Genomic DNA, 26,294 nt, shown 5'->3' with positions numbered 1-26,294 from the left:
AATTCAGCCTTGCACGATGACCTCGTCACCGAGGTCCGTGAACTCCAGATTGTGGTTGTCCACCTGGACTTTGGACGGGTGGACGAGCAGCTTGCGCGCCACGTGGTCCGCGACCGCGATCCGCACAAGGTGATCGCGCCCGCGCGCGCCCTTAGGCAGTCCGTACGCAGTCGCCACCGTGCCCGCCAGCCAGTCACACTGCTCCACATCGGACAGTGTCAGCCGCGTGACGCCATCGGTCGTCGTCGAGATCCCCAGACCGTCGGCATAGACGCGGTCGCGTAGGAACGCCCGTCGTTGAGACGACGAAGCCGCACCGAACGTGCCGGTCGGCATCAGCACCTCGACGAGCCGCAACGCGACCAGCACCCGTCCCTCCCGCAACAGCTGCAGCTGCACCACGGGGAACCGGCGATCGCCGTTCTCGAAGCCGGCGAACCGCGCCTCCACCTGCACCTCACCGCTGTCGGGCAACGGTTCGAACTGCTCGAAGCTCGTGATCCGGTGCGGGTAGGCGACCTGGTCGCGCGGGATCTCCTGGTACCACCGCCACAGGCTGTCGTGCGGGATCACGTGCGTCGCCGCGTCCAGCAGCCCCTGGTGCAGGTTGCCCCGCGGGACGGATCCGGCGCTCGCGTCGAGCACACCGGAAGCGCCGCCCGCGCCGCGCCGCAACGACTTCAGGTAGTGGAACGCCGGGCCGTGGAACAGCTCACCCGAGGTGTAGAAATCGGTGACCGGCGAAGCGTTCGGCAGCTCCGCGAACGGCGCCGGCCGCGCGCCGGGCGCCACGACGGTCGCCGACGCCACGGGCTCGAACCGCGACAGCACCGCCTTCGGAGCCTCGCGCCACGCGAGCAGCGTGACGCGATCGCCGTCCCGTTCGAGCTGGAACCGCGGCGGCTGGTCGGCCGGGATCCACCGGTTGAGCGTGACGTCCCGCAGTGCGGTCGCGTCACCGGCGAGCCGGTCGAGCACCGACATCATCGGCACGACCGGGACTGTCCATGTTGGACGGTGGTCCCGTAGCCAGTCGTCTTGCGAAGAAGTTCCGACCACACGTGCGCCGAGGTCCACACAGCTGTAGATGCGCTTGCCGTCCACCCACAGCGAGGCCTTGGCCCCGGCGGACCGCGACGCCGGGTCGTACGAGGTGATCTCCACCTCGGAGGTGATGACCGAGTGGGACGGGACGACCTGGCCGCGGTACTTCCACACCATCGGCGCGGTGTCCATCATCATCTCGAACCTCGGGTTCGCGATCCCCTCACCCGCACCGCGTTCGATCAGGTAGAACTGCAGCAGCTGGTACAGCGCCTCGATGCCGAGCGAGCCCGGCTGCACGGGGTCCTGGAAGAAGTGGGCCTTGAAGAACCACTCCCCCGCGTCGACGTCCTTCTCCGCGGTGAGCCGGCCGAGTCCGGCCGCGCCACCGGTGGGGTCGAAGTTCGTGACCCGGTCCAGCATCCGCAGCATGTCGCCGGGCAGCCGCAGCTCACCGCTGCCGTACTGGGTGAGGTCGATGTTCGTGGTCGGTGCGATCGCCGCGCGTTCCGCTTCGGTGGAGCCGAGTCCGGGCTGGTCGACGAACGCCTCGGGCGGGAAGAACCCGAAGACGGTGTCGAGCTCGTAGACCAGCTCGTCGTCGGTGTAGCACCGCACATCGAACGAGACGATGATCATCGTGCCGTTGATCGAGATGTCGCGCAGCTTCGTGTGGGTGCGGATCACCTCGGTGCCGGGCGTGATCTCGCGGTGGATGGTGCCCTTGCCGTCGAGGTTGCGGAACAGCAGGTCCTTGTCGATCTCGACCGCACAGCCCACGTAGGAGGCGAGCCAGCCGCACGGCTGCAGCACGACCTCCATCAGCACGGAGATCGGCATCGTCCCGTGGTTCTCGGCGAAGTACCAGGCGTCGGACGGCACCTCGTACTCGACGACGCACGAGCTGCCGCGCTCCATGCCGCCGATCTCGCCGGTCGTCCCGGTCACCCTGGTCATGAAGTGATAGGGCGCTCCGGGCAGTCGCGCGACCCGGCGGTGGCTGTCGAACCGTTCGTACAGCGGGCCGAACGCCTCGGACGGCCGGCCCCACGCGCAGGCCAGCAGGGCCGTGTAGTCGAACGTGGCGCCACCGGCGACGGCGACGCGTGGGTCCTGCTCGGAGTTCACGAGCTGTGAACGCCACTGGTCGAGCGGCCAGTCCGGCACGAGCCGCAGGCCGACGCGCTTGGCGTGGAACGCCTTCACGCCGTCCACAGTGCACAGCACGTCCGCGTACAGCGTCGGGATCGGGCCGGCGACCAGTTCGGAGACGAACACCTCGTAGCTCAGGTCGCGGCTGTCCGGCGTGACCTGGCCGCGGCACCGCATGTCATAGGCCGCGCCGGGCACGACCTCGAAGCGCCACGCGTCGTTGCCGATGGTGAAACCGCAGCCCGCGAGGTAGAACGACATGGCCTGCACGCAGCCCTGGAACATCAGCGTGCCGGGCATGCACGGGTCGTTCTTGAAGTGCCCGTCGAAGAACCAGTCGTCCGGCGCGATCTTCGTCTCGGCTTTCAGGTAGCCACGCTGCCACGGGCCGCCCTTGACGTCGAAGTCGGTGACCTCGCCCAGGAAGAGCATGCGGCCGTCGTCGATGCGCGGCGTGCGGCTGTGCGCCTTCGTGGTCTCCCACTGCGGGCCGAAGCAGTCCCACGGCCGGCCCTCGGCGAACGCGCGCACGGCCGCGGCGTCGAAGCTGCGCGGCGCGCTGGTGATCAGCGGCTGGTCGACCTGTCCGTGCGGCTGCTCCTGGGCGGGATCCCAGATCACGCCGGTCGTCGCGGCCAGCTCGGCGTCGGTGAAGAACCCGGCCTGTCCTTTTCGGACGGACAGGCGCAGCTCGTCGCCGACGTAGCAGTCGTAGTGGAAGAAGAACAACCGGATGCCGTTGAGCTCGGCGTGGCCGTCGATCTCGATCTGGTACTTCAGCGTCTCGCCGGGCACGGGCGGGCTGCCGTGGTAGGTCAGCTCGCAGCCGAGCAGCCGGTACACGCGCTCGCCCTGGTTGAGCAGGTCCGCGCCGAGGTAGCTGATCAGCAGCAGGTCGGCCTGCCCGGCCTCGATGAGGATGCCGGGCGGCATGCGGCCGGTGCTGTCGAGGTACCACGCGTCCTGCGTCACGTCGGTCTCGGTCCAGATCCTGCCGGTGCTCATGCTGCCGGGCTCGGCCTCGATCCCGGTCACCCGGTCGGCGAGCAGCATCGGCGGTTCGGGCATGCGGCACTGGCGCGCGTACTGATCCTGTGGCTCGAACATGAACCCGAAGAGGTCCGAAATCCGGCCACTGGCCAGGTGCTCGAGCTGCGCGCGGTTGAACTTCGGGCCGGGCAGGCCGCTCGGTTTCGCGTGTACGGACGGCAGTGCGGGCGGCCGGGCCATCACGTTCGTTTTCGACAACCTGACCTCCGGGGGATGTGCGGGCAGCGTGATGACGCGTCCCAGGGCGTCGGCGTGCGGCCAGGCCGTGCCGAGGTGGTTCAGCAGTGCTTCGGTGTCGACGGGAACGCCCGCCGCGACGAGCTCCGCGGCGACCCGGCTGAGCTGCCGGACGCTGCGGCCGTCCTGGGCGTCGAGCGCGACGGCGAGGTGCTCGCGGTCGCCGAGCGTCTGGCGGATCCATTCGCTGCACAACGACTTCGGGCCGTGTTCGACGAACACGCGCACGCCGTCGCGCCACGCCTGCTCGATGGCGCCGGCGAAGTCCATCGTGCCGACGGCCTGCGCGGTGAGCGCGTCCGCGACGCGTTCCGCGGTCGGGAAGTACGAGTCGTCGGTGGCGCAACTGTAGAACCGGACGCCCTCCGGCGGCGTGGTCGGGCGGCAGTGCAGCCGCCACCACTCGTTGCGCACCTCACCCAGTTCGGGCGTGTGCACGGCCAGCTCGTACGGAATCGGCAGCGCGTACGTCGTGTCCAGTGTGGACAGCACGCTCTCGCACGCGCTCCGCTCGCCACCGATGATGCAGGACTCCGGGGAGTTGACCGCGATGAGGTGCACGGCCTGCTCGCCGTGCAGCGTCTTGCGGACGTGGTCCGGGTCGGCGCCGATCAGGTAGTTCTTCCAGCTGCCCTCGATGCCGTGGCGCGCCCAGGCCCGTTTGATGGCGGCGAACTCGCCGGCGACCTGGCGGCTGAACATGCCGCTCGACGTCATCTCCGCGCGCAGTTTGCGCATGTCGGTCCAGACGCCCAGCGCCACCAACGCGTTCGACTCGCCGGCCGAGTAGCCCAGCGCGGCGTTCGGTGCGATGCCGAGGACGTCGCGGGTGATCGCGGCGTGGATCTGGCTGAGCAGCGCGGTGCCCCAGATCTGGTCGAGCACCTCCTTCGGCTTGGCGTCCTGCTCGAACGCCCAGCCGACGACGTCCTTGACGCTGCCGGACCTGGTCTCGATCTCCTCGATCAGGTGCGGGAACGCCAGTAGCAGTTCGCGGCCCATGCCGGGGTACGCGGCCATGCCGCCGGTGAAGACGAACCCGATCTCGCCGGTGATCGGCTTGTCCCGGTACGCCGCGCCCTCCGTCTTGGGACCACGTCCCTCCAGCCACTTCCTGGCCGGTTCGTCGTTGCCGTCGAGCAGCACCAGCCGGGCCGGGCCCTGTTCTTCTTCGCGGCCTTCTTCCAGTGCTCGCAGAACTTCGGCCTTGTCGTTGCCGGAGTAGATCCTGAGGCGCGACGGCCGTTCGGCGATCCACGGCCTGGTCCGGTGCTTGCGCAGGCGGACCGTGGTCTCCGGGGCGTGCAGCGGCGTGATCGTCACCTTGGCGGTGTCGACGTCGAACGCCGGGTCGGCCGGTGCGTCCGGTCGCGGGGTGGCGCGGTGGCGGAGCGCGAGCGCGGCCGTGGCCACCGCGAGCAGGCCCTTGGCCGCGTGCGGGGTGCCGAAGGTGCTCGCCGGGTCGAAGCCCCGGTCCCCCACGACCAGTGCCGCCTCGGTGGTCGCGTCGTCGAGGATGGCGATCGCGTCATCGGTGTCGCTGAGCTTTTTCAGGACCAGCACGACGGCCGCGTCACCGGATGTTCTTTGGATGCCGAGATCCTTCAGTGCCTGCTCGTGCACCGGTTCGCACGACAGGTCGACCGCGCCGACGACGGCCGCGTCGGCCTCGCCGGTGCGGATGGCGCGCGCGGCGATCTCCAGCGCGCGGATGCCGGACGCCTCCTCGGCCGAGACACTGAAGCTCGGCCCGGCCAGGTCCAGCAGCACGTTGAGGCGGTTGGCGGTGATGTTCGGCATGGTGCCGACGACGCCCGCGCTGGTCAGCTCGGCGATGACACCGTCGCGTTCGTCCTGGTCCGCGCGCCAGCGAGCGCCGTAACGAGCGACCTCGGGGTCGCAGCCCATGCCGACGAGCACCATCGTCCGTTCGCGCGGAAGGTCGAGACCCTGCACCGCTTCCCGCGCGGCTTCGAGGACGAGGAGCTGCTGTGCGTGCGTCTGCAGGACGTCGACCGGGGGCATCCGCAGGCCCGGCATCGCCACGTCGACGGTCTCGCGCTTCGTGTTCCTGGTGCCGGTGAACAGGTTGTGCTTGAAGTCGTGCGCGCTGTCCCCGTTGCCGACCTTTGCGCCGATGGCAATGATCGCGACGGGTTCGTTGCGCGGCATGGGTTCGACGGTCGCGACCGTGGTTCCCGGTGCGTCCACGATGAGGTGCGCGTTGTTGCCTCCGAAGCCGAACGCGCTGACGGCGGCGCGCTTCGGGTTGGTCCACTCCTCGGCTTCGTGCAGGACTCGCAACGGATTCGGGATGTCGATCGGGTCGTCCGCGTTGAGTGTCTTCGGCCGGATCCCGGCTTTGAAGGCGCCGAGGACCTTGATCAGCCCGGCGGCGCCGGCGGCGGTGATCAGGTGGCCGACGTTGGACTTGGCCGAGCCGATCGGGAGGCCCGAGTGGTGCTTGAAGATCTCGTGCGCGCTGCTGATCTCGACCGCGTCGCCGACCGTCGTACCGGTGGCGTGGCATTCCAGCAGCTCGACGGTCTCCGGCGCGACGCCGGCCAGTTCGTAGGCCTGGCGCATCGCCCGAATCTGACCTTCGGCGCTGGGGACGAGCAGACCCGCGCCACGACCGTCGTTGGACAACCCGACACCGCGGATGACGCCGAGGACCTCTTCGTCCCTGACGTCCGCGAGCCGCATGAGCGTGACGACCGCGGCGCCTTCAGCGGGGACCAGGCCGTCGGCGTGTTTGTGGAACGGACGGCTCTGCCCGCTCTTGCTGAGCGCGGCGAGCTTGGTGAAGCCGGCGTGGATGAACAGGTCGTCCGAGCAGTTCACCGCCCCTGCCACCATGACGTCGGCGTCGCGGTCGTGCAACCGGTCGCACGCGAGCTTGATCGCGTAGAGGCTCGACGCACACGCCGCGTCCAGCGCGAACGCGCTCGTGAGCCCGAACTCCTCGGCGGCCAGGTGTGCCGGGAGCCCCGACATGAAGCGAGCTTCGGCGTTGTTCCTCTGGTCCTTGCGCCACACCTGCTCGGCGTAGGTGGCCATGCCCGCGGTGGGGAACGACAGGTTGCCCAGCACCAGGCCCGTCCGTTTGCCGGACAAGTTCTTCAGTGCCTGCTCGAGGCAGCTGTTGATCCATTCTCGAGGTGAGCCCGGCTCGGTGACGTATCCACCGACCTCGCAGGACACCTCCACGTCCTTGGCACGCCACCGGTCTGCCGGCGTTCTGCTGATGCTCATCCGGCCCGCGAGAACGTTGGCGCAGAAGGTGTCCGGGTCGGGACCGCCGGGCAGGACCGCGCCCCGCCCGACGATCGCGATCGGTTCGAACCTCATGACGACCAGGCCACCATCTCGACGCCCAGCAGCTCGGCGATCACCTCGTCGTGCTCGTCGATGAAGGCGATGTCGCACTCGACGCCGTCCTGGTGGATGCCGCGCGCGGTCAGGACGACCCGCGTGCTCCCTTCGTGCAGGCCCTTCCGATGGGTGCGCGATTCGCGCACTCCCATCGGCAGCGCGGACTTGCCCAGCACGTGCCGGGCCCAAAGAACCGCGAGCTGGAAGCCCCCGTCGATCGCGGCCGGATCGGTGTTCCAGGCCGTGCCACACCAGCCGGCTTCCCGCGCACCGGTGACGGTCGCTTCGCCGCCGTTGCGGGAGAGTCCCTTGATCTCCTGGATGACCTGGAAGGCCGGTCCGTGGAACAGGTCGTGTCCGTTGTAGACGTCCGGGTTGATCTCCCGGAGACCTTCGGGCGTGTCCCACCTTTGTGGACTGTTGATCGAGGTGACCTTCGCCTGGTAGTGGTTGGTGATCTCCAGGTGTCCGTTGCTGCGCTTGATCTGTGTCTTGTCTTTAGGCCCGAGCTTGCGCAGCACCTTGACGTCCGTCACGGCCGGTGCGAACCCGGCGAACCACTCCAGCGCCAACGCCATCGGCACGACGGGCGTGCCGTTGATCGCGTGGTCGTTCAGGCACGAGTACTCGTTGAGGTCGACCTCGCCGTGCTCGGTTTGCGTTTCCTCGTGCTCGCCCTTGGTGATCACCACGTGCGTGTCACCGCCGCTGGTCAACTCGGCGACGAACTGCCGAGCGCCTTCGTCCACCGGGATGAGCGGCACCCCTTGGCTCTCGAAGTGCTCCTTGAGCGCCGGGTTGACCATGCCGCCGGCCCACGGCCCCCAGGCGATGCTCCTCACTGTGCAGCCTTCGCGCTTCTGCGCGTGGGCGACCTGGTTGAGCACCTCGTTGGCCATCGCGTAGTCGCACTGCCCCGCGTTACCCGCGAACGCCGAGATCGACGAGAACAGGCAGATCGTCTCGAGCGGATCGTCCTTAGTGGCCTCCAGCAACGCCTGCAGACCCTTGACCTTGGTGTCGAACACCTTCGCGAACTGCTCGTCGGTCTTCTCCGCGATCCGCTTGTCCGCGAGGACGCCCGCGCCGTGCACGATGCCGGTGATCGGTCCCCAGGCGCGCGCCTCGGCAAGGGTTGCCTTGAGCGCTTCCGGGTCGCGTGTGTCGACGTTCGCGTACCGCACCTCGGATCCCGCTTCGCGGATCCGTTCGATGGTCTCCTCGACCTCGCGGGCCTTGAGGATGTCGGCCACGATGGCGTTGACCTCGGCCGGCTTCTTGCCGGTCTGCTGGATGATCAGCCGGCGCAGCTCGGTCTCGTCCTTGGCTTTGTAGGTGTCCTGCTGCCGTTCGGTGCGTCCCAGCAGCAGGATCTTCGGCGCGTACTGCCGGGCGAGCTCGATCAACGCCTGCGCTGTGACGCCCCTGGCGCCGCCGGTCGCGACGATCACGCCTTGGATCTTCCTGTGCGGCTCGGCCTTCGTGTGGATCGCGTGGATCTTGCTCCGTTGGCCGTTCGCCTTGAGCCCGATGTCCGTGCTCGACCCGCCGGTGAGCAACTCCTTCGCGATCGCTTCCGCGACCGCGCTCGGGGTGCGCCGCCCGCGCTGGATGTCGATCGTCTTCGTGGTGGCGTCGGGCCACTCCCTGGCGGCCGTGCGGGTGAGGCCCGCGACGCCTCCCACCCAGGCCCGTTCCGTGCCTTCGATGCCGTAGTCGCCGCCCGTGTCCTGGACCGTGACGAACAGTTTGGCGTTGTCGGCCATTTTGCGGGCGTCGCGGAACAGTGCCTTCTGGATTTCTATCGCTTGGTCGATCGTCGATGCGTTCTTGAGGCCGCCTAGGTGGACCACCCTTTCGGTGGTCTCGCTCACCTCGCCCTGGTGTGCGTTGATTCCCTTGGCCTTGAGGCGTGCTACCAGGTGCCTTGCCACGCCGGTGCCGTCGTCGGTGACCGTTACTTGGCCGTCGCGGAGGCCGGGGAGGGACAGGCCGCATGGTGCCGCTTCCTTCATGCGTACCGCTCGGCGGACTAGGTCTGGCTGCTCGGGCTTGGCTTGCTTGGTTTCTTGCTTGGTGTTGCCGAGGCTCGCGGTGATTTCGCCGAGCGTGCGGAGCTTGCTGAGTTCGACCGGGTCCACCTCGGGCAGTTGGGGCACGGCGCGCCGCACCGCGGACAGGATCTCCACTCGCTTGATGGAGTCGATGCCCAGGTCCGCTTCCAGGTCCATGTCGCTCGCGAGCATGTCGGCCGGGTAGCCCGTCTTCTCGGCGACGACATCGAGGACGAGCTTCTCCAGGTCCGCCATGGGAGCTGGGGGCTGTGCGGGGGCGGGGGTCTGCGCAGTTGTGGGTGCGAATGCGGTTGCCGGCGGGGCAGCGGGTGCCTGCGGCTGCGTGAAGGCAGGTACGGCTGCGGCTGCCTGGGGCAGCGTGGCAACGGGTGCGGCGGCAGCAGCGGGTGGCTGCGCGGCGGCGGGTGCCTGCGGCTGCATCGGTGCGGCACCCACGCCGCCGCCCAAGCGATCCGTGATCTCGCCCAGGGTGCGGAGCTTGCCCAACTCCACCGGATCCACCTCCGGCAGCTCCGGCACCGCCCGCCGCACCGCCGACAGGATCTCCACCCGCTTGATCGAGTCGATGCCCAGGTCAGCCTCGAGATCCATGTCGCCGGCCAGCATGTCCGCCGGGTAACCCGTCTTCTCGGCAACCACGTCCAGGACGAGCTTCTCCAGCCCCATTACGGAAGTCGCGGCGGGAGCGGATACGGGGACCGGTACGACAGCTGGCGCCTCTACGGGTGCGGCTGCGGGAGCCGGCGTGACGGCCGGTGCCTGCGGCTGCTCGGGCGCGGGAGCCACGCCGCCCAAGCGATCCGTGATCTCGCCGAGCGTCCGCAACTTGCCCAACTCGACCGGATCCACCTCCGGCAGCTCCGGCACGGCCCGACGCACCGCGGACAGAATCTCCACCCGCTTGATGGAGTCGATGCCCAAGTCGGCTTCCAGGTCCATGTCGCTCGCGAGCATATCGGCCGGGTAGCCGGTCTTCTCGGCGACCACATCCAGGACGAGCTTCTCCAGTCCAGCCACGGAGGTCGCGGGCTGCGCGCTGACAGGAGCGGGCGCCGGAGCCGACGCGGCGGCGGGTGCCTGCGGCTGGTCGGGCGCGGGAACCGCGCCGCCCAAGCGATCCGTGATCTCACCGAGGGTGCGGAGCTTGCCCAACTCGACCGGATCCACCTCCGGCAGGCCCGGCACCGCCCGCCGCACCGCCGACAGAATCTCCACCCGCTTGATCGAATCGATTCCCAGATCAGCCTCGAGATCCATGTCGCCGGCCAGCATGTCGGCCGGGTAGCCCGTCTTCTCCGCGACTACATCCAGCACGAGCTTCTCCAGACCCGCCACTGAGGTAGATGCGGGGGCCGGGGCAGGCATTGGAGGCTGCGTCGCAGCGGGCGCCGAGGTGGCAACGGCGAAAGCGGGGGCCAGCGCGGCGGAAGGTGCGGGCAGCTGCGTCGCTCCGAGCGCGGCGGCAGGTGCAGGAGCGACGAGGGCAGGCGCCGACGCAGCAGCAACAGCCGCGGCAGTCGGCGTAGCAGCGGGCACGGAGGTTTCAGCGGGCACGGCGGCGGGTGCATGCACGGCAGCGGTAGCAGGAGCCAGCGCCGCAGCGGGCATTACAGCGGCAGCGGATGCATGCACAACAGCGGCAGCAGGGGCCAGCGCCGCGGCGGGCACTACAGCCGCAGCCGCAGCGGGTGCGGGTGCATGCGCGGCGGCTGGCACAGCTGCCTGCGGCTGCACTGGAGCGACCACCGCCCCACCCAACCGAGAGGTGATCTCCCCCAGCGTCCGCAACTTGCCCAGATCACCAACCTCCAGATCGGGCAACCCAGGCACCGAACGCCGCACGACCGCCAGAATCTCGACCCGCTTGATCGAATCGATCCCCAGATCAACCTCGAGATCCATATCGGGCGCCAGCACCTCGGCCGGGTACCCGGTCTTCTCCGCCACCACCTGAAGCACCAAGTCAGCAACAGCAGGAGAAGGCGCAGCGACCGGAGCCAAGGGCGGGTAAGGCTTGCCGTAGTTGGCACCAGACACCTGCTTCACCAACCGAGGCCGAGTCTCCTCAACCACCTCAGCCGGCGGCGCGACGTGCGCCCACAAAGCGTCGAAGTCAGCGGCAACGCCGTTGACGGCCAGCACGCCGAGAGCCTCGAACAAAGCGGTCACGCCGTGCTTCCCCTTGCGGTCCAACGACACGGCGACGTGGGGCCGTCCGGCAAGGATCTTGCCGACCAGACCGGTCAGCACCGACCCCGCACCGACCTCGACGAACGTGCGCACACCGGCGGCGTACATGGCCTCGATCTCGTCGACGAAACGGACCGGGGTGGCCAGGTGCGACGCGATGCGTGAACGGATCGCATCGGAAGAAGTGGGATACACCGACGCGTCGGCGTTGCCGTACACCGGGATGCGCGGCGAGCCGACCTCGATCGAGCCCAGGAAGCTGCTCAGCGAAGAACCCGCCGAGGCCACCAGCGGCGAGTGGAACGCGGTGGCCGTCTCCAGGCGGCGGCACGTCACACCCAAGGCCGAGAAATGCGACTCCACAGCCGACACCCCGGCAGCGGTGCCGGACACGACGACCTGCGTGGGCGAGTTGTGGTTGGCGACCCAAACACCGTCCAGTTCGGACACTACCGCGGAGACGGCGGAGAAAGGAGCGGACACCGCGAGCATCACGCCGGACACCGAAGCGTCACGCATGGCCTCGCCACGGCACCGCGCGAGACGCACCAGCGAATCGGCGGAGAAGGCCCCGGCCGTGTGCAGCGCGACCAGCTCACCGAAGCTGTGGCCCGCGACGGCGTCCGGCGAGACCTTCAGCGAGTCCAGCAACGCCAGCTGGGCCAGTGAAGCCGCGGCCAGCGCGGGCTGGGCCCACTCGGTCGCGGTCAGGGCCTCCTGCTGAGAGGCACGTTCCGCGTCAGAGAACACTGGCACCGGGAAGACGCGGGTGTGCACCGGCAGGATGTCGGCGACCGAGTCCCACACGGCTCGCGCCGCCGGGAACTCCATCGCCAGGTCGGCACCCATGCCCACGTACTGGCTGCCCTGTCCGGAGAACACGAAGCCGACCAGTCCGGGATCCGGGTCGCCTGACGCGAACATCACGCCGGGCGCCTGGGTTCCGGATACGGCGAGCGACAACCGAGTGGCCAACTCCGCGGAAGACGAGGCTACTACCGCCAGGCGCGCGGAGTCGGTTGGCACGAAAGAGGACTGCGACGAACGGGCGATGTCGGCCAGCGCAGCTGAAGTGTCCACTTGGGACGCTTTGCGGGCGAGTTCCTCCGGGGATGCCGCCGACAGCAGCACCAGCTCGGCAGGGGAACTGTGCACCCGCCACGGGGTGCGGCCACCGTTTCCGGGCACGTACTCCTCCAAGGTCAGGTGGAAGTTGCTGCCGCCGAAACCGAACGACGACACCGAGGCGCGGCGCGGGTGGTCCGACGAACGGATCCACGGGCGCGCAGAGGTGTTCAAATACATCGGCGACGACGCCAGGTCCAGCTTGGGCGACGGTTCGGAGACCTTGATCGTCGGCGGCAGTACCTTGTGGTGCAACGAGAGCACGGCCTTCAGCATGCCCGCGGCACCGGCGGCGGCCTTGGTGTGGCCGATCTGCGACTTCACCGAACCCAGCGCGCACCACTGCGAGTCGACGCGACCCGACTCGGAGAACACCGTGCGCAGCGCGGTGAACTCGGCCAGGTCGCCCGCGGTCGTGCCGGTTCCGTGCGCCTCGACCAGCTCCACCGAGTCGGGTCCGTAACCGGCCGCGGAGTAGGCACGGCGCAACGCGCGCGCCTGGCCCTCGGGCAGGGGTGCGTAGATCGCGGTCGAACGGCCGTCCGACGCGGTGCCGAGACCCTTCAGGACCGCGTAGACGTGGTCGCCGTCGCGCTCGGCGTCCGCCAGGCGCTTCAGCGCGAACATGACCAGGCCCTCGCCCAGGATCGTCCCGTCCGCCTCCGAGGAGAACGGCTTGCAGTCACCGGACGGCGACAGCGCGGGCGTCTTGGAGAAGCACATGTACATCGTGATGTCGTTGAGCGTGTCGACGCCGCCGGTGATCACCATGTCGGCGGTGCCGAGCATCAGCTCGTTCATCCCGGCCTGCAGGGCCGCCAACGACGACGCGCAGGCGGCGTCGGTCGTGCAGTTGGTGCCGTGCAGGTCGAACTTGTTCGCGATGCGGCCTGCGACCACATTGGACAGCAGACCGGGGAACGACGCCTCCTGCCACGGCACGTAGTGCGACGCGATGGAGTCACAGACAGCCTCCGCGTTGGCGACGCCGTGTTCACGCAACGCCTTGAGCCACACCGGGCGCTGCAGGCGCGACGCCATGGTCGCGAGCAGCTCCAGCGGCGCGGTGCCGAGGATGACCGACACGCGATCGCGATCCAAAGAGGACAGTGAGCCGCCGGTCGCATCGCGAAGCACCTGGTCCGCGACGACCAGCGACAGCAGCTGCGTCGTGTCCGTCGCCTCCATCTGGTTCGGCGGGATGCCGAACGCCAGCGGGTCGAAGTCGACCGGTGACAGGAACGCGCCCCGTTTGCCGTACGTCTTGTCCGGCGCTTTGGGGTCGGCGTCGTAGTAGTCGGAGATCAGCCAGTGCGACGGCGGGACCTCGGTGATCTGGTCCTCGCCACGCAGGACGGACCGCCAGAACCCGTCGACGTCCGACGAACCGGGGAGCAACGCGCTGACACCGACAACGGCTACAGGGACAGACACGGCGAACTCCTCAGATCAGCTTGCGGGGGGCGAAGGTGAAGGACTGGACCGGCACGCCGTACGTGCGCAACTGGTGGGCGCGGGTCAGGACCGCGGCGCCCTCGAGCAGGTTCAGGGCGACCTGCACGACGGTTCGCTCGGAAGGTGCGGCGAGGAAGGTGCCTTCGGTCCAACGGTTGAAGGCGCCCATCGCCGGACCGCACCAGATCTGGTAGTCGACGCGCCGGGTGTCGTCACCCTCGATGGCCCACCGCGAGGCCTTGCCGAGGTACCAGCGGAACACCAGCGCCATGCGGTGCTTGGGATCCGCGAGCGCGCGCTGCAGCTCGGCCGGGTCGCGCTCGCGCCAGAACGCCTCGGTGCCCGCCCAGATCTCGGAGATCGGCGCCCGCAGCACGTCGCGCTCCAACCGCGTCCGCACCGCTTCCGGGAGCGCTTCGAGCGACGGGTACGAGCGGTAGGCCTCGTACAGCTGGCCGGCGCGGGCGGCGAACATCGTGCCGCGGCGCAGCACCTGCAGCTTCACGCCCTGCTCGAACATGTCCGCGGCGGGCGCCATGATCACGTCCGCGATGTCGGCTGCGGCGAGCATCTCGCGCGCCTCGGCCGAGATCCCGGCCTCGACGCACGCCTGGTTCACCGAACCGGTCACGACGTACGCGGCACCCAGCGCGAACGCACCGGCCACCGACGCCGGCGTCCCGAGCCCGCCGGCCGCGCCCACGCGGATGGTGAACCCGTGCTGCGCCACGATGGAGTCCCGCAGGCCGATGATCGCCGGCAGCAACGACACCAGCGGCCGGTTGTCGGTGTGCCCACCGCTGTCCGACTCGACGGTGATGTCCGACGCGACCGGCACGCGGGCCGCGAGCGCCGCCTCCTCGGCGGTGATCTGCCCGCGGTCGAGGAGCACGCGCAGGATCTCGTCGGGCGCGGGCGACATGAACTGCGCCGCGACCTCGGGCCGGGACACCTTGGCGAAGACCCTCCGGCGCGGGACCACGACACCGTCCACGAGCCGCAGTCCCGCAACGGCGCAGCGTACGACCGCGGGCGTGAGGCCCATGTACGCCGACGCCGACACGATCGGCACGCCGCGGCTGATCAACAGCTCCGCCACGCGTTCCTCGATCGCCAGCTCGTTGGGCGAGTGGATCAGGTTCACACCCCAGTTCGGCGCGTCGCCGAGCTCGCGGACGAGTTCGTCGACGGCCGCCTCGACGCGCTGCGGCGCCAGCCCGCCCGCGCCGAAGAAGCCGAGCATCTCGGCCCGCGCCATGGCGATGACCATCTGGGTCGTCGCGATGCCGTTGGCCATCTCGCCCGCGATGTAGGGGAACCGGACGCCGTGCGCCTCGCAGAACGACCGGTCCCCCAGCCACTCCGGGTACAGCGGTGGCAGCGTTCCCAGCAGCCGGAAGCCGTGGTCGTCGTTGACCCCGGCCGAGCCGCCGATCCCGACACCGACGCCGTTGTCGTGCCGCGACGCCACCACGTGTACCGGCTCGCGAATCTCCGAGAGGATCTCCGCGATACCGTCCGGGTCGAACGCGGGTCGACCCGAACCGGGGACCCATGTGGCGATCGGCGCATGGGCCCGCCGAAAATCGATCACCTGAGCAGTGGAATTGCCGTGGTCCGCCGACACGGTGTCCCCTTAGTTATGGGTGAAATGTTGTAACGCACCCCTGTTACGTCTCAGCAGGCGCGGAGGGTCGGCCGAACGTGGAGATTTCTTCTACGGTTCGTCTCAATTCGCCGACGCGAAGGAGAGGGTCCTGAGCACACGCACGTTCGTTCCCGCCGCGACCTGGCTGCTGCACCTGGCATTGCCGCTGCTGGGACTGTGGTTGCTGGTCGCACAACCCGCGTTCGACGTGCGGTGGGAGGACCACCGTTCACACTTCTGGCTGGTCGCGGCGGTCGCGATGATCAGCCTGGGGCTGGCCGCGCGGATCAACGAACAGGCCCGCGCGCGGCGGGACGCGCGCCTGTTCCTGGTGTCGCTGGCGTTCATCACGGCGTCCGGCTTCCTGGCGCTGCACGCGTTCGCGACGCCCGGCGTGCTCGTGCACCACCCGAACCCCGGCTTCGCGATGGCTGCCCCGATCGGGTTGTTCCTCGCCGCCGTCGTCGCCGGGTTGTCCGCAGTCGAGTTCACCAACTCCGGCGCGCGCCGGGTCGTGCGCTGGCAGCTACCGGCTCGGCTCGCACTGGTGTTCACGCTGGTCGTCGCCGGTGTGCTGAGCTACGGCAGCCGGTTCGGCACGCCGAGCGAGGCACATGGACCGCTTGTGGGTGTGGCGATCGCGGGTTCGTTGCTCTATCTGGTGGCGGCCGTCCGGTACTTCGCGGTGCACCGCCGCAGGCCGGCCGCGATCCTGCTGAGCGTCATCACCGCGTACATACTGCTCGCCGAGTCCCTGGTAGCAATGGTGTACGCCCGCAACTGGGCCGCGTCGTGGTGGGAGTGGCATCTGCTGATGCTCCTGGCGTTCGGGTTCGTCGCCTACAGCGCGCACGTGCACTACCAACGGGAGGGCACGCGGTCGGGGCTGTTCAACAGCGTGGCCCTGGAGCAGACGCTCGAAGAGGTACGGCGCTCGCACGCCGCGGCGCTCGACGCCCTCGTCGGGTCCATGATGGACTCACCAGACCCAGCCAGGCTGGGCCGCGTCACCGCCCGGCTCGCCGCCGAGTTCGGCCTCACCGAACGTCAGGCCGAGGTCCTCGAACAGGGCGCCGCGGCGGTCGCGCGGGAACGCGACCAGGCACGCAGGCTCGAAGCGCTGGTGCGGGTCGGCCTGCTGGCGAGGGTGAACCTGCCGGAGGACCGTCTACTCGCGACGGTCGAGGAGCTCACCCGTGAGGCGTTCGGCGAGGCGCGCATCCAGATGGTGCGCGCCGGGCGGCTCGAGGTGAACGACGATCTCACCGCGCGGGCGCTGGAAACCCGCGAGCCCGCGCACGACGATGAACGGATCGTGCTGCCGTTGACCGTCAAGGACACCGCGGCCGGCGTGCTCGAAGTGTGGCATTCCGGCGACGACCCAGTGCTGCGATCGCTGGCGAGCCAGGTGTCGACCGCCGTCGAGAACGCGCGGCTGTACCGGCACCTCGACGGCCTGTTCCGCAGCTACCTGTCCCCCGACGTCGCGCAGGCGCTCATCGCCGACCCGGCCCAGACCGCGCTCGGCGGTGCGACGGTGGAGGTGACCGTGCTGATCGCCGACCTCACCGGCTTCACCACGTACTCGGAACGCGCGCAGCCCGCCGACGTCGTCACGATGCTGAACACCTATTACGGCGCGATCGTGCCGCGCATCCTCGACCACGGCGGCACCATCACGCAGTTCGTCGGCGACGCGGTGATCGCGCTGTTCAACGCCCCGGTGCCGCAACCCGATCACGCGTTGCGCGCCGCGAAGGCCGCGCTGGACCTGCAAAACACGGCGAACGGTGTGGCCCGGGAGGGCTGGCCGCGATTCCGCGTCGGCGTCAACACGGGTTCGGCGCTGGTCGGCAACATCGGCAGCGAGTCGATGCGGCACTTCACCGCGATCGGCGACACGGTGAACCTCGCGGCCCGCCTGGAGGGCGCCGCCCCGGCCGGTGGCGTGGTGATCAGCGCGAGCACACGGGCCCAGCTCCCAGGCGCGCGAGTAACACCACTGGCCCCGATCACGGTGAAAGGCAAGACGGAGCCCGTAGAAGCGTTCGTGTTGGGAGGATGCGATGGATGACCTGCGGCGGCTGCTCGACTCCGTGGTGGCGACCGCGCAGCACATCACCGGCTCCAGGGCGGGTTCGGTGGCCCTGGTCGACGGCCCGGACCTGGTGTTCCGCAGCGCGTCCGGCCCGCAGGGACACGCGCTGATCGGCGTGCGCCTGCCGGTCGGCAGCGGCATCGCGGGTTACGCGGTCAGCTCGGGCCAGGCCATCGCGCTGGACGACGTGCGCGACGACCCGCGGTTCGCCCGCGATCTCGCCGAGTCGCTCGGTTACGTGCCAAGGGGAATCGTTGCGGTCCCGCTGGACACCGAGGACGAGGTCGTCGGCGTGCTGGAGCTGCTGGACCCGGCGGGCGGGGTCGAGCTGGACGTCCTCGCGCTGCTGGCGAGACAGGCCGCGCTGTCGATCACGCTCGCGCGCACCTTCGGCGCGCTGTCCGGCGACACCGAGGCCGCGGAGCTGGCGAAGCGGCTCAGCGGGTTGGGCGAGAAGGAAAGGGTGCTGTTGCGAGCCTTCCTGGACTACCTCGCATGAAGCCGGCGTGGTCGTGGCAGTTCGACGTGACGTCACCGCCCGAGGTCGCCCTCCCGGTCACGCGCGAGTGGGCGTGGGGCGACGCGACCGGGGCGGGCGTGAGCGTCGCGGTGATCGACAGCGGCATCGACGTGGAAGCCGTGGGTCCGATCGCCGGTGCGGTCGCGGTCGATGGCACGTCACTGGTGGAAGGCCCGCACGACGACGCGTTCGGCCACGGCACGGCGTGCGCGGGCCTCATCCGCCGCGTCGCCCCGGACGCCGAGATCTACAGCGTGAAGGTGCTCGGTGCTTCGTTGAGCGGCACGGGATCCGCGCTGCTGGCGGGCGTGCGGTGGGCGCTGGAGCGCGGGATCGGGGTGATCAACCTCAGCCTCAGCACCAAGCGCCGCGAGCACTACGCGGCGCTGCACGAGCTGGCGGACCGGGCGTACTTCCGCAACGCGGTGATCGTCGCGGCAGTCAACAACGTGCCCGCGATCAGCTATCCGGCCGAGTTCTCCTCGGTCGTCTCGGTCGCCGCGACGGAGGGGACGGACCCGTTCACCGTGCGGTACAACCCTTCGCCGCCGGTGGAGTTCGGCGCGCCCGGCATCGGGATCCGCGTGCCGTGGCCCGGCGGTGGAACGGTGAAGGCCACCGGGAACAGCTTCGCGGCCGCGCACGTGTCCGGCCTCGTGGCCCGGATCCTGAGCAAGCATCCGGGCCTGACCCCGTTCCAGGTCAAGGCGATCCTGCACGGGGTGGCCTCGTGAGTGGTTTCCGTTGCTATAACGACGGAAACCACTCACGACTACAGCGGGATGTTGCCGTGCGCGCCGCGGCCCGGCGGCGCGGCCGCCAACGCCGCCGCCAGCCGTGATCGCGTCTCCGCGGGCGAGATCACCTCGTCGACCACGCCGAGCTCGAGGGCCCGGTTCACGCCACCGGCGACGCGTTCCTGTTCTTCGACCAGGCGGGCATGGAGCCCATCTCGTTCGTCATCGGGTACCGCGGCCAGCTTCTTGCGGTGCAGGATGTTCACGGCCGCGGCGGCGCCCATGACGGCGACCTCGGCACCGGGCCAGGCGAACACGGCGGTCGCGCCGAGCGCGCGGGAGTTCATCGCGAGATACGCGCCGCCGTAGATCTTGCGCGTCACCAGGGTCGCGCGGGGTACGACCGCGGAAGCGAAGGCGTGCAACAGTTTCGCGCCACGGCGCACCACGCCGTTGGTCTCCTGCGTCAGCCCCGGCAGGTAACCGGGCACATCGACGACCACGACCAGCGGGACACCGAAGGAGTCGCACATCCGCACGAACCGCGCGGCCTTCTCGGCCGACGCCGAGTCGAGGCAGCCGCCCTTGCGGATGGGGTTGTTGGCGATGACGCCGACGGTGTGGCCGCCGAGGCGGCCGAGCGCGATCACGATGTTGGGGGCCCAGCGTGGTTGCAGCTCAAGGGATGCGTCGTCGAACAATGCGCGCACCAACGGCCGCACATCGTAGGCCCGGCGCGGGCTCGACGGCAGGAAGCCGGACAGGTCGCCGGAGGACGACACGGGCGAGAAGTGGCCGCGGTGTCCCAGCAACGACGTCAGCAGGCGCGCGTCGCGCAACGCCAGGGAGTCCGAGGAGGAACAGACGTGCACGACACCGGACTTGGCGTGGGTGTCGGGGCCGCCGAGCATCTCCATGTCGACCTGCTCGCCGGTCACCGACCGCACGACCTCGGGCCCAGTGACGAACACGCGCCCGGCCGGTCCCATCACGACGACGTCGGTCAGCGCCGGGCCGTAGGCGCCGCCGCCGGCCGCGGGGCCGAGCACCACGGAGATCTGCGGTACGCGGCCGGAAGCACGCACCATCGCGGTGAACACGCGGCCCACGGCGTCCAGCGCCAGCACGCCCTCGGCCAGTCGCGCGCCGCCGGAGTGCCACAGGCCCAGCACCGGCATGTGTGAGGAGACGGCGAGCTCGATGGCGCGCACGATGCGGGCGCAGCCCTCGGCGCCCATCGCGCCGCCCATCGTGGTGGCGTCGGTCGCGTACGCGACGGCCGGGCGGCCGTGCACGAGGCCGCGGGCGGTGACCACGCCGGACGGGCCGGGCGGGTCGATCAGGCGTGTGGAACCGTTGTCGAACAACGACTCCAGGCGCAGTACGGGATCGCGGAGGTCGAGGTCGACCGCGGTGGTCACGCCGCCACCAGTTGCGATCGCAGTGCGGTCAGCGCGGCGTGCGCGCGGGACTTGACCGTGCCGACCGGGATGCCGAGCACCGACGCGATCTCGTCCGGGCTGCGGCCGTGGAAGTACATGTGCACCACGACTTCGCGGCGGTTCGGCGTCAGCTTCGCGACCGCCTCGCTGACGGTCAGCGACATGATGACCCGCTCCTCCTGGCAGTGCTGCACCGGGATCAGCGGCAGGGCGGCGTCGCTCGCCTCCTGCGGGCGGCAGCGGCGGGACCGCAGCCGGTCGACGACGAGGTTGCGCGCCACCGTGACGAGCCACGGGCGGCACTCCGACGGCCGCAGGCCCAGCTCCGGTTTGCGCCACGCGCGCAGGAACGTCTCCTGCATGATGTCCTCGGCCAGGTGCGTGTCGCCGAACGTCTGGCCCATCAGGTAGCGGTGCAGGAACCTGCCGTGCAGGCGATACAGCTCCGCTAGCTGCCTGCTGTCCAACATGGATTCCATGACGGCCACCTCACGCGCTCACCGTGTCGGTGCGGGCGGAGGCCAGCGCCAGCGAGGCCGCGTGCGCCGCGCGCCGGACGCGGTCGGCGACCAGTGCGGGGGTGAACCGCGAGGCCGGACCGCTGACCGAGATCGCGGCGATCGCGCGGCCGTCGCGGTTCAGCACGGGCGCGGCGACACAGGCGACCGCGGGGTGCGTCTCGCACTGGTCGAACGCGACGCCGGTGCGGCGGACCGTGCGCAGAGTCGCCGACAGGACAAGGGGTTCGTCGAGGTGGGTGAGCACCGAGCGCTGGACGTTGAGCGAGGAGAAGCCGAGCAGCGCCTTGCCGAGCGCCGTGGTGTGCGCGGGCAGCGTGCCGCCGACGCGGGAGTTGAGCGGGCTCCGGCGGTGGCCGTAGATCTTCTCGACGCAGTGCACCACATCACCGTCGAGCGCACCGAGGTGCACGGTCTCGTGGGTCAGCTCGTAGAGGTCCTGCATGAACGGCAGGCCCACCTCGCGCAGGTCGGGGAACCCGGCGGACACCATCCCCGAGATGTCGCGCAGCCGGTCCCCCAGCCGGTAACTGCCGGAAAGTCTCTCGACCACGCCGGCGGCCTCCAGGATGCCGAGCAGACGGTGGCTGGTGGACTTGGGCAGGCCGGTGCGGCGGGCGAGCTCGGACGCGCCGAGGCTCTCGCCCCGGTGGTCCCAGGCCTCGAGGACGGCGAACGCCTTTTCGACGACCGCTCGGTTGGCCTGCGCGACGTCGGTGTCGAGCCGGGTGATGCTCATGGGGGTGGTTCCCTTCAGGACTAAGCCACGGCGATGAGGTGGCGAGTTCCCTTGCGGGCGGCGGAGATGCTGGCGTTGCACGCGGCCAGCAGTCGTGTGGTCGCGGCACTTTCGCCGCCACCACAACGAGAACAGCACATGGTCACCGTCGCACCGAGCTCGTCCACCACGACCGTCAGTGCCGTGGCGCACGAGCGGCACCACCGGTGCCGGGTGACCTGATTGACGTGCGTAGCGGACGCGACGCACTGGTGAATCCACTTGCCGTGCACGTGACATGTGAGGCGGTCGTCGGGGTGCAGCAGCCCGGTGTCCTCGGCACGGTCCTCGGCGGCGATCCGCCGGGCCAGGGCGATCACGCCGCCATCCTCAGCCTCGCGGCGGCTTCGAGCCGGCGCGCGTGCTCGTAGCTGGCGGCGGCGTACTGCAGTTCCTGCGTGGCGTCGGGTCCGCCCTTCGCGGCCAGCTGCTCGTGCATGCGGCCCTTCGCGCGGTACCACTCGGCCACGGCCTCGTCCGACGCACCCGCACCCGGACGGCCGTAGAACAACGCCGTCATCTCGATCATCGGGTTGAGAGGAGAAACGCTCATCGCTCGCCTCCGGGCTGAATTCGGGTGGTCGACTTTGACCATCCAAACTGTGCCCTTGCTCACAGCGAGACTCATCGGACGCGCGACCGAACCCGGCCAGTTAATTGAGGCACCAATCGACGGGACCGAAGTCCAGCGCCGTCTACGTCATATGTCCCAGTGCAGGTGGATTAGTGGCATGCATTGCGCAATGCGTCCACCAAACGCTCCGCGTATCCGTCCTTCGTGAGGAACTCGCGGGCGCCCGCGGCGAGCGCTTCCGGACCGAGCGTGCTGCGCAGGCTCATGGCGATCACGGGGACGCTCAGCTCGGCGGTGAGAACCCGCAGCAGGTCGAGACCGTCCTCGGCGTCGGGCATCAGCACGTCGACGATCGCGACGCACGGGTTGAGGTCGCGGGCGATCTCGAGGGCGAGTTGCGGGGAGCCCGCCTCGCCGACCACTTCGAAGCCGTGCGTAGCCATGAGAAACGTCCGCAGCGCGTTGCGCACACGGGCGTCGTCGTCCGCGATCAGCACCCGGATGGGTGGCAGTGAACCCTGCCCGTCGCGGACCATGGACAGGCCTCCTACACAGGTCAGGCTCATCGCAGACAAGTCTGCTCACCGAGGTCGGCGAACTTGAGAGGCGATTGACGCGAACTGACCGAGACGTTTGTCGCGGTTTCAGTCCGCCCGCTCGCGCTCGAACCGCTCCAGCAGCGCCGGGAGCTCGGCGAGCAGGAACGTGTAGAAGTCGCGCATGTGCTGCAACCTGCGCCTCGCCGGCCCGTCGCCGACCGAGGCGATACCCCGGTCGGTGGTCTGCAGGATGTGCTCGATGACCGCGTTCTGCTTGGTGTAGAGCTCGGACCACGGCATGTCGCGCATGCGGTAGTGCTCGCGGCGGCTGCCCGGCACCGGCACGCGCTCGATCATGCCGAGTGCCATGAGCAGCTTGATCGCACCGGACAGCGATCCGGCGCTGGCGCCGAGCTCCTCGGCGATGTCGCCCGCGGTCAGGCTCGGTTCGTCGGTGAACATGAACGCGGCGAGCACCCGCGATGCCATGCGCTGCATCCCGCTCTGCGTCAGCGCCAGGGCCAGGTGCTCGGCCGCTGCGCGGCGTGTCTCGTCGATCACGGGGATCAGTCTTCAGAATTTTCCGAAGGTTCGCTAGTCTGAGCGCGGTGTGCCGGGAAGTCTGGTCGGCGATTGTTCAGCCCATCGAGGGAAGGACAGGTCATGCCCGCCGCACTCGTGGTCGGAGCCGGCCCCGCCGGCCTTGTCACCGCCTACCGATTACGCCGCAGCGACTGGGACGTCGTGGTCGTCGAGAGGTCGTCGGCCCCGCCGGTCCGCCCGGTCGCGCTCACCGGGTTCGGGCTCGACGCCGCACGCCGGATGCGCCTGCCGCTCGACCTGGCCGAGCTCCGCAAGAAGCTGGACGTCCGCTGCGACACGACCATCGTTCGCCGCGAACCCGACCGGTTCGGCGTCACCGTGACGTTCTCCACCGGCGACGTCGAGTGGTTCGACCTCGTGGTCGACCCGGAGATCCGGTTCGCCGGCATGAACGACTCGATGGCGATCTACGCGGCCGAACTGTTCGGCGACGCGTTCGACATCTTCCGCGATCCCCGCGAAGCACTGCGTTGGTGGTACACGAACTGTCTGAAGTCACCTGAACAGAGCAGTTTTTGAGACAATTAATTCGGTCGATCAAGTGCTACTTTCAAGCGGGTGGACGGGGTACTTGCTGAACGTGACAACGAATTAAGACGGTTGGCCGACCTGTTGGCGGACTCCTTCCGAGGATCCGGCCGGGCGGCCGTTGTGACAGGTCCTCCCGGCTGCGGGAAGACCCGCCTGCTCAGCGAGTTCAGCACCCAGGCCAGGGAAAACGGCGCCGTGGTGCTGAACGCGGTCTGTTCGAGCGCGGAACACCACCAACCGCTCGGTGTCGTTTCACAGATTGTTCCCGGCATCAACAACAATGAATCACCCAGACTGTTCCACGAGTCGTTGACAAATCGTGGACCCCTGTGCCTCGTCGTTGACGACGTACATCACGCGGACCCCGCTTCTCTTGAATGTCTCTCATATCTGGTGCGCCGGCTCGGCTCGTCGCCGATCACTCTGGTCATCAGCTCGGACGGCCGCGGCCCCCGGCCGGACTTCCACGCGTGCACCCGCATCCGGCTGCCGCTGCTGTCGGTCCGCGGCGTCACCCGGCTGCTGGCGCAGCACCTGTCCCCCGACGAGGCCGGGCGGCTGGCGCCGTCGTGGCACGCGGCGAGCGGCGGCAACCCCGAGCTCGCTCTCGCCCTGGCCCAAGACCTGCACAGCTACCGCCGGCGGGTCTCCGGTGCCGCCGACCTCATCACCGGTGACGCGTACCGGCAGGCCGTCGTCGCGTGCCTGGTCCGCGGCGGACCGGACCTACTGGAGGTCGCCGCCGCGCTGGCGTTGCTGGGCGACGCCCCGGTCCCGCTGGGGGAACTCCTCGGCATCCGCGAGGAGCAGGCCGAACTCGCCGTCGCCGCGCTGTCCGACATGGGACTGGTCGAGCGCGGCCGGTTCGCGCACCCGGCGGCGCGGACCGCGGTGCTGGGCACGCTGGCCTCGGACGCCCGCGGCGCGTTGCACCGCCGGGCGATCCGGCTGCTGCACCAGTCCGGCGCGCCCGCGCGACTGGTGGCCGAGCAGCTCATCGCGTCCGGGAACGTCCAGGACCAGTGGGTGCTGCCGGTCTTGGAGGAGGCAGCGCAGGACGCGTTGGCGCGCAACGAACTTCACCTGGCCGACCAGTGCCTGCGCCTGGCCGTGCGCGTGTGCGAGGACCCCGACCGCCGCAACACCCTGCTGGTCAAGCTGCTGTCCGCGGAGTGGGCGATCGACCCGTCCATCGGCGCGCGGCACGTCCCATCGTTGATCACCGCCGCGCGCCGCGGCGAGCTGACGGGCCGCGAGCTGATGGTGCTCGTGTACCAGTCGCTGTGGTTCGGCCGGCTCGAGGACGCGCGCAGCCTGTTCGCCAAGGAGATGCCTCTCGCCGAGGCCGCGATCCTGCGCCTGTGGCTGGGCTGCTTCGTACCGCCGCTGCTGCCGTTCCTCGATGGTGGTGGCGTGGCCCCTTCCGACGACCTGCGCTGGTTGGCGTTGACCGGGCTGAGCGACGTGCTGTGCTCGCGCGCCACCGCGCAGACTTTGGTTTCGCTGGAGCAGGTCCTAGAACGTTGCCTGCCCAACGCCCAGCCGCTGCAGCCCGAGCTCACTGCCATCTGCGCGCTGATCTACGCGGGCGAGCTGGACCGCGCCGACACCTGGGTCGAGCGGCTGCTCGACAGCGCGCCGCAACGCAACGCCCCGTCATGGGAAGCCGGGTTCTTCTCCCTCCTGGCCGAGATCGCGTGGCGCCGGGGCGACGCTCCGTCGGCCGTGCGGTGGGCGCGGGCGTCCATGGACTACGTGTCCCCGCAGGGCTGGGGTGTAGCAATCGGCCGGGCGCGGGCAATCCTCGTGCTCGCCGCTCTGGAAGCGGGCGACCTCGACGAGGCCGCGGACCAGCTCGACCACCCCTTCCCGCCGGGCATGCTGCAGTCGTTGTGGGGCGTGCACTACCAGCACGCGCGCGGCCGGTTCCAGCTCGCGTGCGGCAACCTGCACGCCGCGCTCGGCGAGTTCCTGCGGTGCGGTGACCAGATGACGGCTTGGGGCATGGACCATCCCGCCGTCGTACCGTGGCGCGCTTCGGCCGCCGAGGCCTACCTGCGGCTCGGCCGGCCGGACCGGGCCACGCTCATCAGTGCCGCGATTCCGGCCACGCCACTGACCGACGCCGAGCGCCGGGTCGCGATGCTGGCCGCCGAGGGGCATCCGAACCGGTCGATCTCGCGGCAGTTGCGGATCACGGTCAGCACGGTGGAGCAGCATCTGACCCGGTGTTACCGCAAGCTGAACGTGACTTCGCGGCAGCAGTTGGCGGAGCGGTTGCACTTGTTCGCCACGAACTGAGCGCTGGAACGGTGGGGTGGCGGTTAGGGGCTTGGGGCGGGGTGGGCGGTCAGCGACACGAAGCCGGAAGCCGACGATCAGCGACACGACACCGGAAGCCGACGATCAGCGACACGAAGCCGGAAGCCGACGATCAGCGACACGACACCGGAAGCCGACGATCAGCGACACGACACCGGAAGCCGACGATCAGCGACACGACACCGGAAGCCGACGATCAGCGACACGAAGCCGGAAGCCGACGATCAGCGACACGACACCGGAAGCCGACGATCAGCGACACGACACCGGAAGCCGACGAT

The 26,294-nt window shown here is 69.6% G+C and carries 15 protein-coding genes; 5 read left to right on the top strand and 10 right to left on the bottom strand.

Translation table 11 applies throughout. The features are described from left to right. Nucleotides 1–3: 3 nt before the first annotated feature. From QSK35_RS41325 to QSK35_RS41315, 3 genes are read right to left on the bottom strand one after another with little or no spacing between them, the layout of a single operon-like run. Complete coding sequence (locus QSK35_RS41325; protein WP_285753733.1) at nt 4–6,834, bottom strand: beta-ketoacyl synthase N-terminal-like domain-containing protein; 6,831 nt, start codon at nt 6,832–6,834, stop codon at nt 4–6. Beyond that, a complete protein-coding gene (locus tag QSK35_RS41320) occupies nt 6,831–13,682 on the bottom strand; it encodes a type I polyketide synthase (protein WP_285753731.1) in 6,852 nt (2,283 codons plus the stop codon). The genes QSK35_RS41325 and QSK35_RS41320 overlap by 4 nt, the downstream gene beginning before the upstream one ends. 10 nt (nt 13,683–13,692) lie before the next feature. Continuing rightward, nucleotides 13,693–15,297 (bottom strand): PfaD family polyunsaturated fatty acid/polyketide biosynthesis protein, encoded by a 1,605-nt coding sequence (locus QSK35_RS41315; RefSeq protein ID WP_285753729.1) that lies wholly within the window; start codon nt 15,295–15,297, stop codon nt 13,693–13,695. 235 nt (nt 15,298–15,532) lie between these two features. Here QSK35_RS41315 and QSK35_RS41310 point away from each other — a divergent pair, with 235 nt between their 5' ends. Genes QSK35_RS41310 through QSK35_RS41300 form a run of 3 tightly spaced genes read left to right on the top strand, consistent with a single transcriptional unit; the run spans nt 15,533 to nt 18,703 of the window. After that, nucleotides 15,533–17,425 carry an adenylate/guanylate cyclase domain-containing protein gene (locus QSK35_RS41310; RefSeq protein WP_285753727.1) on the top strand — a complete coding sequence of 631 codons (1,893 nt, stop codon included), beginning with the start codon at nt 15,533–15,535 and terminating at the stop codon, nt 17,423–17,425. Beyond that, on the top strand, nt 17,418–17,948 hold the full coding sequence (locus QSK35_RS41305; RefSeq protein WP_285753726.1) for a GAF domain-containing protein: 531 nt from the start codon (nt 17,418–17,420) through the stop codon (nt 17,946–17,948). The genes QSK35_RS41310 and QSK35_RS41305 overlap by 8 nt, the downstream gene beginning before the upstream one ends. Then, entirely contained in the window at nt 17,945–18,703 is a 759-nt protein-coding gene (locus tag QSK35_RS41300; RefSeq protein WP_285753724.1) for a S8 family serine peptidase, read from the top strand. Before QSK35_RS41305 ends, QSK35_RS41300 begins: the two co-directional genes overlap by 4 nt. Nucleotides 18,704–18,741: 38 nt before the next feature. Here the strand turns inward: QSK35_RS41300 and QSK35_RS41295 are convergent, their stop codons facing one another. The 7 genes from QSK35_RS41295 to QSK35_RS41265 form a co-directional block, all read right to left on the bottom strand. Next, entirely contained in the window at nt 18,742–20,127 is a 1,386-nt protein-coding gene (locus QSK35_RS41295) for an acyl-CoA carboxylase subunit beta (protein WP_285753722.1), read from the bottom strand. Further along, nucleotides 20,124–20,627: a sigma-70 family RNA polymerase sigma factor gene (locus tag QSK35_RS41290; protein ID WP_285753721.1), complete on the bottom strand. Its 504-nt coding sequence runs from the start codon at nt 20,625–20,627 to the stop codon at nt 20,124–20,126. Before QSK35_RS41290 ends, QSK35_RS41295 begins: the two co-directional genes overlap by 4 nt. A 10-nt stretch (nt 20,628–20,637) precedes the next feature. Next, entirely contained in the window at nt 20,638–21,405 is a 768-nt protein-coding gene (locus tag QSK35_RS41285; protein WP_285753719.1) for an IclR family transcriptional regulator, read from the bottom strand. Between the two features lie 20 nt (nt 21,406–21,425). Next, nucleotides 21,426–21,764 (bottom strand): hypothetical protein, encoded by a 339-nt coding sequence (locus tag QSK35_RS41280; RefSeq protein ID WP_285753717.1) that lies wholly within the window; start codon nt 21,762–21,764, stop codon nt 21,426–21,428. After that, on the bottom strand, nt 21,761–21,997 hold the full coding sequence (locus QSK35_RS41275) for a hypothetical protein (protein WP_285753715.1): 237 nt from the start codon (nt 21,995–21,997) through the stop codon (nt 21,761–21,763). Before QSK35_RS41275 ends, QSK35_RS41280 begins: the two co-directional genes overlap by 4 nt. A 170-nt stretch (nt 21,998–22,167) precedes the next feature. After that, nucleotides 22,168–22,584, bottom strand: a complete 417-nt coding sequence (locus tag QSK35_RS41270) for a response regulator (RefSeq protein ID WP_285753713.1) — start codon at nt 22,582–22,584, stop codon at nt 22,168–22,170. A 78-nt stretch (nt 22,585–22,662) separates the two neighbouring features. Further along, nucleotides 22,663–23,118 carry a GbsR/MarR family transcriptional regulator gene (locus QSK35_RS41265; protein ID WP_285753711.1) on the bottom strand — a complete coding sequence of 152 codons (456 nt, stop codon included), beginning with the start codon at nt 23,116–23,118 and terminating at the stop codon, nt 22,663–22,665. Between the two features lie 102 nt (nt 23,119–23,220). Between QSK35_RS41265 and QSK35_RS41260 the strand changes: the two genes are divergently transcribed. Together QSK35_RS41260 and QSK35_RS41255 are read left to right on the top strand one after the other, a co-directional pair. Beyond that, nucleotides 23,221–23,679, top strand: a complete 459-nt coding sequence (locus QSK35_RS41260) for an FAD-dependent oxidoreductase (protein ID WP_285753709.1) — start codon at nt 23,221–23,223, stop codon at nt 23,677–23,679. A 39-nt stretch (nt 23,680–23,718) separates the two neighbouring features. Next, nucleotides 23,719–25,992 carry an AAA family ATPase gene (locus QSK35_RS41255; protein ID WP_285753706.1) on the top strand — a complete coding sequence of 758 codons (2,274 nt, stop codon included), beginning with the start codon at nt 23,719–23,721 and terminating at the stop codon, nt 25,990–25,992. Nucleotides 25,993–26,294: the final 302 nt, after the last annotated feature.

This window comes from Lentzea sp. NBRC 105346 (assembly GCF_030269605.1).
Classification (GTDB): domain Bacteria; phylum Actinomycetota; class Actinomycetes; order Mycobacteriales; family Pseudonocardiaceae; genus Lentzea.
The sequence above is the reverse complement of the archived record's forward strand: the minus strand, read 5'-3'. Positions and strand labels throughout refer to the sequence as shown.

What these genes read in the sequence shown, in the direction of transcription:
- QSK35_RS41325 (WP_285753733.1), bottom strand. Translation starts at nt 6,834, where the DNA reads ATGAGGTTCGAACCGATCGCGATCGTCGGGCGGGGCGCGGTCCTGCCC.
- QSK35_RS41305 (WP_285753726.1), top strand. Translation starts at nt 17,418, where the DNA reads ATGGATGACCTGCGGCGGCTGCTCGACTCCGTGGTGGCGACCGCGCAG.
- QSK35_RS41300 (WP_285753724.1), top strand. Translation starts at nt 17,945, where the DNA reads ATGAAGCCGGCGTGGTCGTGGCAGTTCGACGTGACGTCACCGCCCGAG.
- QSK35_RS41290 (WP_285753721.1), bottom strand. Translation starts at nt 20,627, where the DNA reads ATGGAATCCATGTTGGACAGCAGGCAGCTAGCGGAGCTGTATCGCCTG.
- QSK35_RS41285 (WP_285753719.1), bottom strand. Translation starts at nt 21,405, where the DNA reads ATGAGCATCACCCGGCTCGACACCGACGTCGCGCAGGCCAACCGAGCG.
- QSK35_RS41275 (WP_285753715.1), bottom strand. Translation starts at nt 21,997, where the DNA reads ATGAGCGTTTCTCCTCTCAACCCGATGATCGAGATGACGGCGTTGTTC.
- QSK35_RS41270 (WP_285753713.1), bottom strand. Translation starts at nt 22,584, where the DNA reads ATGAGCCTGACCTGTGTAGGAGGCCTGTCCATGGTCCGCGACGGGCAG.
- QSK35_RS41260 (WP_285753709.1), top strand. Translation starts at nt 23,221, where the DNA reads ATGCCCGCCGCACTCGTGGTCGGAGCCGGCCCCGCCGGCCTTGTCACC.